Raw genomic sequence first — 12,844 nt, forward strand, 5'->3', positions numbered from 1 at the left:
GGGCCCGGGAGGGCCCACCTCATATGGCCATCCACCCGGACGCGCCCACCGTCGCCCTCCATGGTCGTTTTGTCCGGATCGGTTTAGAACGTGTATCACGGAGCAAGCACACTGCGTGCCGATCGGCCCGGGCCCGGTCGAGCGGCCAGGGCCCACCGCCCCCGGCGGGCGGCCGACGGCCCCCGTTACGCACGAGTGTTATGTGGCCAAAGGGGCAGTTTCCCGCTGATTTTACTGTTCGGATCTGCACAACCTACGGACTCGTAGGTTACGTTGGCGTAGGTAAGGCTGCCCCGAGTCACGGGAAGAAGTGATGACGCATGACGACAGCTCCGGCCATGGATCCACCTCGCCCGCAGCGGCGTCCCGAACTCGCGCCCCAGCAGCGCGGCAACGGAGAACGGGTGCTGATCGCCACGTTCACCGCGCTGCCCTTCCTGGCACTGTTCGCCGCCGTCCCGCTGGCCTGGGGACGGTTCCTCGGCTGGACGGACGTCGTCCTCACGGCCGTCTTCTACCTGGTGTCCGCGGGCGGCATCACGGTCGGCTACCACCGGTACTTCACCCACGGCTCCTTCAAGGCCACGCGCGGCCTGAAGATCTTCATGGCGCTGGCCGGGAGCCTGGCCATCGAGGGGCCGGTCATCACCTGGGTGGCCGACCACCGGCGGCACCACAAGCACTCCGACAAGGAGTTCGACCCGCACTCGCCGTGGCGGTTCGGCGACGACTGGAAGGCCCTCGCCAAGGGGCTGGCCTGGGCGCACTACGGCTGGCTGTTCGACGCCAACAGGACCTCCAAGCAGCGGTTCGCCAAGGACCTGCTCAACGACCGCGACATCCGGCGCATCCACCAGGCATTCCCCGGCCTGGTCGCGGTGTCGTTCCTGCTCCCGGCCGTGATCGGCGGCCTGGTCACCATGTCGTGGGCGGGCTTCCTCACGGCGCTGTTCTGGGCCGGCTTCGTCCGGATCACCCTGGTGCACCACGTGACCTGGTCCATCAACTCGATCTGCCACACCTTCGGCAAGGAGGAGTTCGAGGTCCGGGACAAGTCGCGCAACGTGTGGTGGCTGGCGATCCCCTCGCTGGGCGAGTCGTGGCACAACCTGCACCACTCGGACCCGACCTGCGCCCGGCACGGCGTGCTGAAGGGGCAGGTCGACATCAGCGCGCGCATCATCTGGGCGTTCGAGAAGATGCGCCTGGCCCGCGACGTCCGGTGGCCGAACCCCGACAGGCTGGCCGCGAAGCGCACGAAGCAGGCGGTTTGACCGCCACAATTGATCCCGTGACAGATCCCGCTCCCAGGACCCGCAGAAAGCGGATGACCGGCAAGGAACGCCGCGAGCAGCTCCTCGACATCGGCCGGACCCTGTTCGCCGAGCGCGGGCTGGACGGCACCTCGGTGGAGGAGATCGCGTCGGCCGCCGGGGTGTCCAAGCCGGTGGTGTACGAGCACTTCGGCGGCAAGGAGGGGCTCTACGCGGTCGTCGTCGACCGGGAGTTCGAGCGGCTGCTGGGCCTCGTCACCGACTCGCTGAACTCGGCCGTCCACTACCGGGGCAAGCTGGAGAAGGCGGCCCTGGCGCTGCTGGAGTACATCGAGGAGCGCCCGGAGGGGTTCCGCATCCTCGTCCGCGACTCGCACGGCGGGACGGGCACCGGCAGCTACGCCAGCCTGCTGAGCGAGATCGCCGGCGAGGTGGAGCACATCCTGGCGCAGGAGTTCGACCGGCACGGCTACGACGACAAGTTCGCGCCGCTGTACGCGCAGAGCCTGGTCGGCATGGTGGCGCTCACGGGCCAGTGGTGGCTGGACGTCCGCAAACCGCACCGGGAGGACGTGGCCGCGCACATCGTGAACCTGGCGTGGAACGGCCTGTCCGGGCTCGAACCGAGGCCGTCGCTGGACCCGCGCCGCCGCCGCAAGGAGATGGAGCGGCAGGAGAAGCGCGCGGAGAAGGCCGCCGCCAAGGCCGAGCGGGCCGAGGGGAAGGCCGCGGCGAAGGCGGAGAAGGTCCACCGCCGGACGCTGCGCGACTTCGACGAGATCGCCGACCCGTCAGCCTGAAGGCCGCAGGAACTCCAGCCGGTTCCCCACGGGGTCGTCGGTGTGGAAGCGGCGGTGTCCGGGGAACAGGTCGTCCGGCGTGACCTCGTGGCCGGCGGCCCGCAGGCGCGCCGCGAGGGCGTCGAGGTCGTCGACGAGCAGGCCCGGGTGGGCCTTGCGGGCGGGCCGGAAGCCGGGCTCGACGCCGAGGTGGATCTCGACGCCCGGGCCGCGGAACCAGGCGCCCCCGCGCTTGGCGAGCTCGGGCGGCTTGGCCACCTCCTCAAGGCCGAGGACGCCGCCGTAGAAGGCGCGGAGCCGGTCCTCGGCGCCGGGCGGTGCGGCGAGCTGGACGTGGTGGACACCGATGATCATGGTCGCCTCCGGACATGGCACCGGCGGCCGCCCGGAGTTCGTCCGGGAGGCCGCCGGCAGGGTCGCCGGTCTCGGGTCGCGAGCCGGGTTTCGCGGACGCCGCCCGTCCGCCGGAGATGGCACACCGCAGGGGAACGAGTCGCTTCCCTCGGGCGGGGCGGGCGGCATCCCGTCTAGGGGGTGGTGGCGATCACGAAGATCCTCCGGAACGGGAACACGGTGCCGTAGGGGGCGGCGGGGTAGGCGCGCCTGAGCCGCTCGCGGTACTCGGCGAGGAACTCGTCCGCCTCCGCGGGCGAGAGGGCGGTGAGGACGGGGCGCAGCGCGCTGCCCTTGACCCATTCGAGGACCGGGTCCTCGCCGTGCAGCACCTGCGCGTAGGTGGTCTCCCAGGCGTCGACGGCGCATCCGAGCCGGGCCAGGAGGTCCACGTATCCGGCCGGGTCGAGGACGGGGGCGTCGTGCTGGAGGTGGGCGAGCTTGCCACGCCACCGTTCGGAGCGGCCCATCTCGCGGAGCAGGACATGGCTCGGCGCGTCGAAGTTGCCGGGCACCTGGAAGGCGAGGCGGCCGCCCGGGGCGAGGGCGCCGACCCAGCGGGGCAGCAGGCGCGGGTGCTCGGGGAGCCAGTGCAGGACGGCGTTGGAGATGACGAGGTCGAGGGGCCGCTCGGGCTCCCAGGCGGCGACGTCGGCGACGCGGAAGGCGAGGCGCCCCGGGATCTCGTGCGCGCGGGCCGCCGCGATCATCTCCGGCGAGCTGTCGAAGGCGTCGATGACGGCGTCCGGCCAGCGGGCGGCCAGAGTGGCGGTCAGCTCTCCGCTCCCGCAGCCGAGGTCGGCGACGCGGGCGGGCGGGGCGCCGCCGAGCCGCCCGGCGAGCTCGGTGAAGGGCCTGGCGCGCTCGTCGCCGAAGACCCCGTACTGCGCGGGGTCCCACACGGCCGCGGTTTGTCTCGACATCAAGAAACATCATGCCCGGCGCATATCTTGATGTCAAGAGTCTTGGCGCGCGTGTCCCGCCGGCCGGTCGCCTGACGGATGCGCCCCCGCCCGCGGCGCTCCTAGGCTCACCGGCATGACGGACGACGAGAGCGGATGGGCGCTGGTGCTCGGCCCCGGCGGGCCGGTCGGGACGGCGTGGCTGATCGGGCTGGCGGCGGGGCTGCGCGAGGCGGGCGTGGACCCGGCGGCCGCGGGCCTGGTCGTCGGGACCTCGGCGGGCGCCATCGCCGGCGCGGCGATCACCACCGGCAGGGACCTGGCGGCGCTGGAGGAGCTGCCGCCGCGCGGCGGCCCCCCGGCGCCGGCGGACGGCTCGGTGATGGCGCGGGTGTTCGAGGTCGGCAGCGCCCCGGGCCTGGAACCGGACGAGGCCAGGCGGCGGATCGGGCGGCTGGCCCTGGAGGCGGACGCGCTTCCCGCCGAACGCCACCACGCGAGCATGCGGTACCTGGTCGGGACCGACACGTGGCCGGACGCACGGCTGCTGATCACCGGGATGGACGCCGCGTCGGGCGAACCGGTGCTGTGGGACGCGTCGAGCGGCGTCCCGCTGTCGCTGGCGGTGGCCGCGAGCAGCGCGGCGCCCGGCTTCGCCGAGCCGGTGCCGATCGGCGGGCGCCGCTACATGGACGGCGCGTTCGCCGGATGGTCGGAGGCGGAACTGGCGCGGGGAGCCGGGCCGCTCGTCGCGGTGGAGCCGATGCCCAACATGCGGGGCGGCGGCGGTGGCCTCCGGATCGTCCCGGACGCGCGGGCGCTGGAGGCGTTCGGGCCGAGCCTCGGGGACCGCTCGCGGTGGACGCCCGTCTACCGGGAGGGGCGCCGGCAGGCGCCGGAGGCGGCCGAGCGGATCACCGCCGCGCTGGCCGCCCACCGCTGATCACGCCCCGTCTTTCTCGATATCAAGACAGGTAGGGTGGCGGCATGCGCGATGAGGTCGACAGGCTGGTCGAGGCGTGGAACACCGAGCGCCCGGACCTGGACGTCCGGCCGCTGCAGGTCCTCAGCCGCGTGTCCCGCCTGGCCCGGCACCTCGACCGCGCCCGGCGCGCCGTGTTCGCCGACCACGGCCTGGAGCCGTGGGAGTTCGACGTGCTCACCGCGCTGCGCCGGGCGGGCGCCCCCTACCGGCTGAGCCCCGGCCGCCTCCTGCACGCGACCCTGGTGACCTCCGGCACGATGACGAACCGCATCGACCGGCTGGCGGCGGCGGGGCTGGTGGAGCGGCATCCCGACCCGCAGGACAAGCGCGGCGTGCAGGTCCGCCTCACCGACGCGGGCCTGACCCGCGTCGACGCCGCCTTCGCCGACCTGCTCCGCCGCGAGCAGGCGATCCTGGAAGGCCTCTCCCCCGACCAGCGCGAAGCCCTGGCCGACCTCCTGCGCACCCTCCTCATCCCCTTCGACGCGTGATCTCCCAGGGGGGCATCTCCCAGGGGGCGACCCCCTGGAACCCCCGTCACGAGCCGGGCGATCCTCACGCCACGGTGCGGGTGTGCTGTGCCCGTGCGGGTTCGTGAGGTGGCGCTGCGGTCGCCCGGCTCGACGGTTCGTGCGACCTCCAGGCGCCAGAGCGCCTTCCGGCCGCCCGACCCGTGCCCCGGCTCAGGGCCCTGTTTCAGGGCGTTAGGGCGGCTTCCAGGGCGGCGGCCAGGGCGCAGAGGCGTTCCTCGCCTCCGGCGGGGCCGATGAGCTGGACGGACGCGGGCAGGTGCGAGCCGGGCACCGGGACGGGCAGGGCGAAGGCGGGAAGCCCGGCGACGTTGACCTGACCCACGAGCGTCGTGAGGACGAGGTCGGACTCGTCCGCCTCATCAGGCTCCGGGGGCAGGCACGGCAGGACCGGCAGGGCGATGGCGGCGTGCCGGGCGAGGATCGCGTCGAGCTCCGCCCTGATCGCCTTCCGCACGCCGAGCGCCTGGTCGAGCATCCCGGCGCCGGACACGTCGATCATGTGCTGGACGCGGCGCGCGATGCGGCCGCTCAGCTTGTCCGGCTCGGCGAGCAGGCGCCCGTTCCAGCGCGGGGCCTCGTCGCTGATGATCAGGCCGTTGGCGGTGGCGGCGCCGGCATAGTGCTCGGACGTGACGTCGGTGACGGGGCCGAGGCGGCGCAGGGCCTCGTCGACGGCGGCGTCGATCGCCGGGTCCACGCCGTCCACGCGGAGGCGCGCGACGGTCATGGACGGGTCGTAGGGGGCGGGCGTGAAGCCGGGTTCGAGCAGGCGCATGCCGAGCACCACCGCGGCGACGTCGCGGCCCATCGGCCCGACGACGTCCAGCGTCGGCGACAGGGGATACACGCCGTCCAGGGAGACGCGGCCGTTCGTGGTCTTCAGGCCCGCGATGCCGCAGCAGGCGGCCGGGATGCGGATCGACCCGGAGGTGTCGGTCCCGAAGGCGACGTCGGCCTCGCCGGTGGCGACGGCGACGGCGGAGCCGCTCGACGAGCCGCCCGGCACCCGCGACGGGTCGAGCGGGTTCACCGGCGTCCCCGACCAGGGGTTCACGCCGTCCGCGGCCATGCACAGCTCGTTCAGGTTGGTCTTCCCGGCGATGCGGGCACCCTGCGCGCGGGCGGACGCGACGGCGGGCGCGTCCGCGGCGGCGGGCTCGGCGCGCTCGGCGACGGCCCGGCAGCCCGCGGTGGTGGGCAGCCCGGCCACGTCGATCGCGTCCTTGACGGCGAGCCGCGGGCCGTCGCCCGGCTCGTCCGTCCTGATGATCCAGGTCGTCATTCAGGGATGATGCCCGGTGCGCCCGCGAACCGCCAGAAACGTCCTGCTAGCCGAGATCCTCGGCGAGCATGAGCCACTCCTCCTCGACGCCGGCGGCCTCGGCCTGGACCTCCTTGAGCCGGGCGTCCAGCTCCTGGAGCTTGGCGTAGTCGGTGGCGTGCGCGGCGAGCTGCTCGTGGAGGGCGGCCTGCTGACCGGCGAGCTTCTCCAGGCGGCGTTCGAGGCGGTCGAGCTCCTTGCGGGCCTTCCAGTCCTGGCCGCCCGCCTTGGGCTTGGGCGGCGCCGCGGCGGGCTCGTCGCGGACCGCGCCGGGCTTGGGCGCGGTCCCGGCGGCGCGGCGTTCGAGGTACTCGTCGACGCCGCCGGGCAGCAGCGACACGCGGCCGTCGCCGAGCAGCGCGACGACGTGGTCGGTGATGCGCTCCAGGAAGTAGCGGTCGTGGCTGACGACGACGAGGGTTCCGGGCCAGCCGTCCAGGAGGTCCTCGACCTCGGTGAGGGTCTCGATGTCGAGGTCGTTCGTGGGCTCGTCCAGCAGGAGGACGTTGGGCTCGGCCATCAGGAGGCGCAGCAGTTGCAGGCGGCGGCGCTCACCGCCGGACAGGTCGCCGACGGGCGTCCACTGCCGGTCGCCCGCGAAGCCGAGCCGTTCGAGGAGCTGGCTCGCGGTCCATTCGCGCTTGCCGACGGTGATGCGGCGGCGGATCTCCTCGACCGACTCCAGGACGCGCCGGGCCGGGTCGAGCTCCTCCAGGTTCTGCGACAGGTGCGCGAGCTGGACGGTCTTGCCCTGCACCACCGTGCCGGAGACCGGCTGGACGGAGCCGTCGAGGAGGCGCAGCAGGGTGCTCTTGCCGCTGCCGTTGACGCCGACGAGACCGACCCGGTCGCCCGGGCCGAGCCGCCACGTCATGCGCTGGAACAGGTCGCGGTCGCCGAGGCGGACGCTGACGTCCTCGATGTCGTAGACGGTCTTGCCGAGCCGCGCGGTCGCGAACCGGGTCAGCTCCACCGAGTCGCGCGCCGGCGGCTCGTCGGCGATGAGGGCCTGCGCGGCGTCCACCCGGAACTTGGGCTTGGACGTGCGCGCCTGCGGGCCGCGGCGCAGCCACGCCAGCTCCTTGCGGAGCAGGTTCTGCCGCTTGGCCTCGGTGGCGGCGGCGATCCGGGAGCGCTCGGCCTTGGCGAGGACGTAGGCGGAGTAGCCGCCCTCGTAGCGTTCGACGCGCCCGTCGACGACCTCCCACGTGCGGTCGGTGACCGCGTCGAGGAACCAGCGGTCGTGGGTGACGACGAGCAGCGCGACCTTGCGGCCCCTCAGGTGCCGGGCCAGCCAGTCGATCGCCTCGATGTCGAGGTGGTTGGTGGGCTCGTCCAGCAGGAGCAGGTCGGACTCGGGGACCAGGAGCCGGGCCAGCGCGACGCGGCGGCGCTCCCCGCCGGACATGCCGGCCAGCGGCGCGTCCAGGTCGAGGTCGGCGAGCAGGCCGCCGAGGATGTCGCGGGCCCGGACGTCGCCCGCCCACTCGTGCTCGGCGCGGTCGCCGAGCACCACGGACCGGACGGTCGCGTTCTCGGCGAACGCGTCCCGCTGGGTCAGGTAGCCGAGCCGGATCCCGCGGGCGTGGGTGACGCGCCCGTCGTCGGGCTCGGTCTCCCGGGCGAGGACGGACACGAGGGTGCTCTTGCCGCCGCCGTTGCGTCCGACGACGCCGACGCGGTCGCCCTCGTCCAGGCCGAGGGACACGGCGTCGAGCAGCGGTTCGGGCCCGTAGGCCTTGGCGACGTTCTCAAGATTGATCAGATTCACGGCGCCTTCAAGCGTAGGGCCCCGCGCGCACCGCTCGCACGGCGCGCCCCGCTCAGACGATCAGTTCGGTGGCGCCATGCCCGAGGACCCGGGCTGCTCCGGCCGATCCGGCTGATCCGGTTGCCCGTACTGACCCGGCTGACCCGGCTGATCCGGTTGCCCGTACTGGCCGGGCTGGCCGGGCGGCCCGTACTGGCCCTGCTGCCCGTACTGACCGGGCTGGTCCGGCTGCCCGTACTGGCCCTGCTGGCCGTACTGGCCGGGCTGGCCCTGCTGGCCGTACTGACCCGGCTGCCCGTACTGGCCGGGCGGCTGCGGCGGGTACGGGGCGCCGGGCGGCCCGTACGCCGCGCCGGAGTTCTTGGTCTTCGACGAGTTCGCGGCGAGCACCACCACGACCACCACGACGACGCCGACGACCAGGAGCAGGAGCAGGAGCAGGAGGATCAAGGGGGTCAGCATGCCAAGACGCGCCATTTCGCTAGGTTCCGAAATCCGTGGGAGGCGAACCGATCGATCAGGGCGGCCCGGGTCTCCGGCCGCGCGGCGAGCCTACTGCCCGCCCGCCTCCCCCGGCACCACGGAGCCGGGCGCCACGGGCCCCGGCACGGCGGGCCCCGGGACCCCGGGGCCCGGCACGGCGGAACCGGGCAGGGAGCCCGTTCCCGCGGAGGCCGCCACCACCTTGTCAGGGGCGTTGCGGCGCAGAGCCCGGTCGCGGCGCACCGCCAGCAGAACAAGCGTCGCCATCACGACGATCGCCACGAGGCTCAGCATCCCGGACAGATACGTCATCGCTCCACCTCGCCGGTCGGGTCAGTCCCGGAGGAACCGGTGTCACGCATAGAAGACGCGCTCTGCGACAGCAAGGTTCGCTTGTGTGACGATGGCAGCTACCGGGACAGGGGCGTCCCACCGTCCCGTCAGACGACTGTGGCCCCGGGGACGGGTCCGTGAGCCCGGACGATCTGCTCCGCGACGCCGGCCGAGTCCAGCGCGTCCGCCAGCTCCGCGGCGTCCTCGTCGGTCTCGGCGAGGAACGCGCAGGTGGGACCGGAACCGGAGACGAGCGCCCCGATCGCGCCGAGCTCGCGGCCGGCGTCGAGCGTGCGGCGCAGCGACGGGCGCAGCGACAGCGCGGCGGGCTCCAGATCGTTGGACAGCGCGGCGCCGAGGGCCTTGGCGTCCCCGGTGGCGAGCGCGGTCATCAGCGCCTCGGACACGGTCGGCCAGGCGGCCGCCTCCCCCGCCGCCAGGCGGAGCCGGTCGCACTCGCCGTAGACGGCCGGCGTGGACAGGCCGCCGTCGGCGGTCGCGAACACCCAGTGGAAGGCGCCGCGGGTGAGGGCGGGGGTGAGCCGCTCCCCGCGCCCGACGCCGACGGCCGTGCCGCCGAGGACCGCGAACGGGACGTCGCTGCCGAGGTCGCCGCCGAGCTCCATGAGGTCGTCGCGGGTGAGGACGGGCTCCTCGCGGTCGTCCCAGAGCCGGGCGCACGCGACGAGCGCGGCGGCGGCGTCGGCGCTGCCGCCCGCCATGCCCCCCGCGACCGGGATCGCCTTGCGGATCGAGAGCCGCACGGCCGTCTCGACGCCGAGGCGCGCCGCGACGAGCCGGGCCGCCCTGGCGGCGAGGTTGTCCTCGCCGGTGGGGACGCCGCCGACCGCGACGCGCGAGTGCGGGGCCGCCCGGACCTCCACCGCCAGCCGCTCGGCGGGCTCGGCCGTCACCTCGTCGAACAGCGACACGGCGTGGAACACGTTGACGAGGTCGTGGTAGCCGTCGTCGCGGATCGGCCCGACGCCCAACTGGAGGTTCACCTTGGCGGGGACCCGCACCGTCACTGCGTTCACTCGCGAAACCCTACGGGACCCTCAGCCGCCGCTTGTGACGGGGAGGTTGCGGGGGTTGAAGTACGGCGTCGTGGCGAGTTCGCGCAGCGCCGACATCGCGTGCGTGTCGCCGGTCACCGAGTAGGAGCGGCGCCTGTCGCGGGCGTTCTTCGCCTGCTCGTCGGAGTTGAAGTACACGACGGCCTTGACCTGCGGGTCCTGCAGGGTCTTGGCGGCCTCGCGGAGCCATTCGGCGCGGCGCGGGCCGTAGGACTTCGGCACCCCGAACTCGGCGATCATGATGGGCTTGTGGCGTCCCCGGGCCCACTCGGTGAAGAGCTTCAGCGCCTCCGACAGGTCGCGGTAGTCGTAGTCGGCGCCGGGCTGGGCGTCGGCGCAGATCCAGTCGACCTGGTCGTCGCCGGGGTAGTACGAGCCCGCGTTCGCGCCGTTGAAGCCGCGGGCGGTGGGGCACCACACCCAGGCGACGTTGTCGACGCCCTCCCGCTTGAAGATCGCCCGCAGGTGCTTCCACGCGGCCGTGAAGTCGGCGGCCGAGTGGACGCGCTTCTGCTCGGACGCCCTGTCCATGTCCCGCGACCAGCGCAGGAACACGGGCTTGCCGAGGGCCTTGACGGCGCGGGCGCGCTTGGCGATCAGGTCGTCGTGCTCGCCCTGGACGATCTCGCGGGCGTCGCCGCCGTCCCAGGTCAGCAGCAGGTAGCGGTTGCCGTCGGCGACGGACTTCTCCAGCGCGCCCGGGAAGTCGCTCTTCCAGCCGCGGTAGCTCTGCACGATGTCGAGCCGGCGGCCGAGCCGCTGCTCGAAACCGGCGACGGGCGCCATGCCCGGCTTGCCGGCGTCCTTCCCGGACGGCGACCCCGAAGGCGCCCCGGAGTCCGGCGGCGACTCCGACGGCGAGCCGGACGGGGACGGCGAGGCGGAGGCGGACGGCAGGCCGCCCTCCGGCGGCACCCACGCCCCGAAGTAGGCCCCCTGGCCCGGCGGGACCGGCGCCACGCCCGCCCGCGCCGTCGTCGTGATCTTGGGTGCCGCGCCGGCGCCGCCCCCGCAGCCCGCCGCGACCGTGGCGATCGTGCCCGCGATCGCGAGCAGTGCCGTCCCCACGATCGGCATCCGGGTCCGCGCCGCCCGCGAACGCGCCTTCACATCGACCTCCGGCTCGTGCTGATGCTGTCTCATCCCCCGCGGGGAGCTCTGGCCTCGGGGGATCGAGAGAGATCACCCCGGCGAGAAGGACCATACTCGGCAATTCGGGCGAAGGCGGCCACGTCCAGCGCTTCGCCCCGGGTCCGCGGGTCGACGCCCGCGGCGCGCAGCGCCTCCTCGGCGGCGGGCGCCGACCCGGCCCATCCCGCGAGGGCCGCGCGCAGCGTCTTGCGGCGCTGCGCGAACGCGGCGTCGACCACGGCAAACACCTCCTCCCGGGTCGCCCCGGTCGGCGGCGGGTCGCGGCGGGTGAACGCCACGAGCCCGGAGTCGACGTTCGGCGCGGGCCAGAACACGGCGCGCCCGACGGCCCCGGCCCGCCGGGCCTCCCCGTACCAGGCGAGCTTCACCGACGGCACCCCGTAGATCTTGGAGCCGGGCGCGGCGGCCATCCGGTCGGCGACCTCGGCCTGCACCATCACCAGCGCGGACCGCAGCGACGGCAGCGTCGCCAGAAGGTGCAGCACGACGGGGACGGCGACGTTGTAGGGCAGGTTCGCCACGAGGGCGGTCGGCGCGGGCCCCGGCGGCTCCGCGATCCTCATCGCGTCGGCGCGCACGACCTCAAGGCGCCCCGCGAGGTCCGGCTCCCGGGCGGCGGCCGTGGCCGGCAGCTCGGCGGCCAGCACCGGGTCGATCTCCACGGCGACGACCCGCCGCACCCGCGGCAGCAGTGCCAGCGTGAGCGACCCCAGCCCGGGCCCCACCTCGATGACGACGTCGCCCGGGTCCAGCTCGGCGGCCCGGACGATCCGCCGGACGGTGTTGGCGTCGATGACGAAGTTCTGCCCGAGCGTCTTCGTCGGCCTGATGCCGAGCCGCCCGGCCAGCTCCCGCACGTCCGCCGGCCCGAGCAGGCCCCTGGTGTCCCCCATGCGTCAAGTCTCTCCTGTCATCGCGCGGGCCCGGTCCCCAGGGCCCCGCGGGCGCCGGTCAGGAGAACAGGAACTTCCCGCAGTTGGGCCACTGGCCCTGCCAGCGGCCGTTCACCCGCTTGTAGAGCAGCTGGGCCCGGTAGGTCTGCTCGGCCGAGCTGGCGTCCGACGGCTTCCCCGAGCCGCCGACCGACGCCCACGACGCCAGGGAGAACTGGTAGAGGCCGTAGTACCCGGCCGGGTTCACGGCCTTGGGGTTGTTGTGGGACTCGCAGTTGGCGAGGCCGTGCCAGTTCAACTGCGTCACCGAGCCGCTGTTCGCCGACTTCGGCCCCACCGCGATGATCTGCGCGACGGGCTTGCGCTTGACCTTCCTCGCGAGAACCTTCACGACCTTGCGGCCCTTGCGCCGGACGTAGGCGACCTTCACGATCGTGATGCCGGGACGGCCCTTGCGCAGCTCCTTCTCGCTCCACGGCGCGACGGACGAGCTCTTCTTGCGGACCGTCGGGGCGGTCGTCTTCACGACCTTGGTCACCGGCTCCGACAGCAGCCGCATGATCTTGATGACGTCGCCGGCGGGCTTGTCGGCGGCCGGCTCGACCAGGTCGTGCGGGCCGAGCGCGATCTTCGCCTGCTCCAGCACCTGGCCGACGGTCGCGCCGGTCGTCATGGTCTCGGTCTTCTTCGCGTCGACCATGATGACGATCTTGCGCGGCGCGGGGGCGGTGGTGCGCGGCGCGTCCGCGACGCCGCCGCGCTTCGGGGCCGCCGAGCCGCCGTCCCCGCCGCACGCCGAGGCGAGCAGCGCGGACGCCAGCAGGACGGCGAGGGGCGGCAGGCGGCGGGCGGCGCGCGCCCGCGCCACGCCTGGGGGAGGCGCGCGGAGGTGCGCCACGGAGCGCGGGAGGGGGGGGGCCCGGGCCAC

Annotated in this window: 14 protein-coding genes; 4 read left to right on the top strand and 10 right to left on the bottom strand. The window is 74.0% G+C overall.

Annotation, left to right across the window (positions count from 1 at the left end; all coding sequences use genetic code 11):
- Positions 1 to 320 precede the first annotated feature (320 nt).
- Positions 321 to 1,274, top strand: a complete 954-nt coding sequence (locus tag AB0C87_RS41645) for an acyl-CoA desaturase (protein WP_345173550.1) — start codon at positions 321 to 323, stop codon at positions 1,272 to 1,274.
- Positions 1,275 to 1,291: 17 nt separating this feature from the next.
- Positions 1,292 to 2,074, top strand: coding sequence for a TetR/AcrR family transcriptional regulator (locus tag AB0C87_RS41650; protein ID WP_360582071.1), 783 nt, complete (start codon positions 1,292 to 1,294; stop codon positions 2,072 to 2,074).
- On the opposite strand, the gene AB0C87_RS41655 is transcribed toward AB0C87_RS41650, so the two are convergent.
- Both AB0C87_RS41655 and AB0C87_RS41660 read right to left on the bottom strand, forming a co-directional pair.
- Positions 2,066 to 2,428 carry a VOC family protein gene (locus tag AB0C87_RS41655; protein ID WP_345173546.1) on the bottom strand — a complete coding sequence of 121 codons (363 nt, stop codon included), beginning with the start codon at positions 2,426 to 2,428 and terminating at the stop codon, positions 2,066 to 2,068. The two genes, AB0C87_RS41650 and AB0C87_RS41655, sit on opposite strands and share 9 nt — an antisense overlap.
- A gap of 173 nt (positions 2,429 to 2,601) precedes the next feature.
- Positions 2,602 to 3,390: a trans-aconitate 2-methyltransferase gene (locus AB0C87_RS41660; RefSeq protein ID WP_345173544.1), complete on the bottom strand. Its 789-nt coding sequence runs from the start codon at positions 3,388 to 3,390 to the stop codon at positions 2,602 to 2,604.
- 115 nt (positions 3,391 to 3,505) lie between these two features.
- Between AB0C87_RS41660 and AB0C87_RS41665 the strand changes: the two genes are divergently transcribed.
- Positions 3,506 to 4,312, top strand: coding sequence for a patatin-like phospholipase family protein (locus AB0C87_RS41665; protein WP_353834864.1), 807 nt, complete (start codon positions 3,506 to 3,508; stop codon positions 4,310 to 4,312).
- Between the two features lie 44 nt (positions 4,313 to 4,356).
- Entirely contained in the window at positions 4,357 to 4,845 is a 489-nt protein-coding gene (locus AB0C87_RS41670; protein ID WP_360582073.1) for a MarR family transcriptional regulator, read from the top strand.
- A 205-nt stretch (positions 4,846 to 5,050) separates the two neighbouring features.
- Here AB0C87_RS41670 and AB0C87_RS41675 read toward each other — a convergent pair whose 3' ends face one another.
- The 8 genes from AB0C87_RS41675 to AB0C87_RS41710 all read right to left on the bottom strand — a co-directional run.
- Entirely contained in the window at positions 5,051 to 6,169 is a 1,119-nt protein-coding gene (locus AB0C87_RS41675; protein ID WP_360582075.1) for an amidase family protein, read from the bottom strand.
- Between the two features lie 46 nt (positions 6,170 to 6,215).
- Positions 6,216 to 7,979: an ABC-F family ATP-binding cassette domain-containing protein gene (locus tag AB0C87_RS41680; protein ID WP_345173537.1), complete on the bottom strand. Its 1,764-nt coding sequence runs from the start codon at positions 7,977 to 7,979 to the stop codon at positions 6,216 to 6,218.
- Between the two features lie 60 nt (positions 7,980 to 8,039).
- The gene (locus AB0C87_RS41685; protein WP_360582077.1) at positions 8,040 to 8,441 is read right to left on the bottom strand and encodes a hypothetical protein; all 402 of its coding nucleotides are present in this window, start codon (positions 8,439 to 8,441) and stop codon (positions 8,040 to 8,042) included.
- 90 nt (positions 8,442 to 8,531) lie between these two features.
- Positions 8,532 to 8,774 carry a hypothetical protein gene (locus AB0C87_RS41690; RefSeq protein WP_360353573.1) on the bottom strand — a complete coding sequence of 81 codons (243 nt, stop codon included), beginning with the start codon at positions 8,772 to 8,774 and terminating at the stop codon, positions 8,532 to 8,534.
- A gap of 128 nt (positions 8,775 to 8,902) precedes the next feature.
- Entirely contained in the window at positions 8,903 to 9,832 is a 930-nt protein-coding gene (locus AB0C87_RS41695; protein WP_345173532.1) for a 4-(cytidine 5'-diphospho)-2-C-methyl-D-erythritol kinase, read from the bottom strand.
- 21 nt (positions 9,833 to 9,853) lie between these two features.
- Entirely contained in the window at positions 9,854 to 11,014 is a 1,161-nt protein-coding gene (locus AB0C87_RS41700) for a hypothetical protein (RefSeq protein ID WP_360582079.1), read from the bottom strand.
- The gene (rsmA, locus tag AB0C87_RS41705) at positions 11,011 to 11,916 is read right to left on the bottom strand and encodes a 16S rRNA (adenine(1518)-N(6)/adenine(1519)-N(6))-dimethyltransferase RsmA (RefSeq protein WP_360582081.1); all 906 of its coding nucleotides are present in this window, start codon (positions 11,914 to 11,916) and stop codon (positions 11,011 to 11,013) included. Before rsmA ends, AB0C87_RS41700 begins: the two co-directional genes overlap by 4 nt.
- Before the next feature lie 58 nt (positions 11,917 to 11,974).
- Positions 11,975 to 12,844: transglycosylase family protein (locus AB0C87_RS41710; protein ID WP_360582083.1), on the bottom strand; the 870-nt coding region annotated here is incomplete at its 5' end.

Source organism: Actinomadura sp. NPDC048021 (assembly GCF_040653135.1).
Lineage (GTDB): Bacteria > Actinomycetota > Actinomycetes > Streptosporangiales > Streptosporangiaceae > Spirillospora > Spirillospora verrucosospora.

What these genes read in the sequence shown, in the direction of transcription:
- AB0C87_RS41645 (WP_345173550.1), top strand. Translation starts at nt 321, where the DNA reads ATGACGACAGCTCCGGCCATGGATCCACCTCGCCCGCAGCGGCGTCCC.
- AB0C87_RS41655 (WP_345173546.1), bottom strand. Translation starts at nt 2,428, where the DNA reads ATGATCATCGGTGTCCACCACGTCCAGCTCGCCGCACCGCCCGGCGCC.
- AB0C87_RS41660 (WP_345173544.1), bottom strand. Translation starts at nt 3,390, where the DNA reads ATGTCGAGACAAACCGCGGCCGTGTGGGACCCCGCGCAGTACGGGGTC.
- AB0C87_RS41665 (WP_353834864.1), top strand. Translation starts at nt 3,506, where the DNA reads ATGACGGACGACGAGAGCGGATGGGCGCTGGTGCTCGGCCCCGGCGGG.
- AB0C87_RS41670 (WP_360582073.1), top strand. Translation starts at nt 4,357, where the DNA reads ATGCGCGATGAGGTCGACAGGCTGGTCGAGGCGTGGAACACCGAGCGC.
- AB0C87_RS41675 (WP_360582075.1), bottom strand. Translation starts at nt 6,169, where the DNA reads ATGACGACCTGGATCATCAGGACGGACGAGCCGGGCGACGGCCCGCGG.
- AB0C87_RS41685 (WP_360582077.1), bottom strand. Translation starts at nt 8,441, where the DNA reads ATGCTGACCCCCTTGATCCTCCTGCTCCTGCTCCTGCTCCTGGTCGTC.
- AB0C87_RS41690 (WP_360353573.1), bottom strand. Translation starts at nt 8,774, where the DNA reads ATGACGTATCTGTCCGGGATGCTGAGCCTCGTGGCGATCGTCGTGATG.
- AB0C87_RS41700 (WP_360582079.1), bottom strand. Translation starts at nt 11,014, where the DNA reads ATGAGACAGCATCAGCACGAGCCGGAGGTCGATGTGAAGGCGCGTTCG.
- rsmA (WP_360582081.1), bottom strand. Translation starts at nt 11,916, where the DNA reads ATGGGGGACACCAGGGGCCTGCTCGGGCCGGCGGACGTGCGGGAGCTG.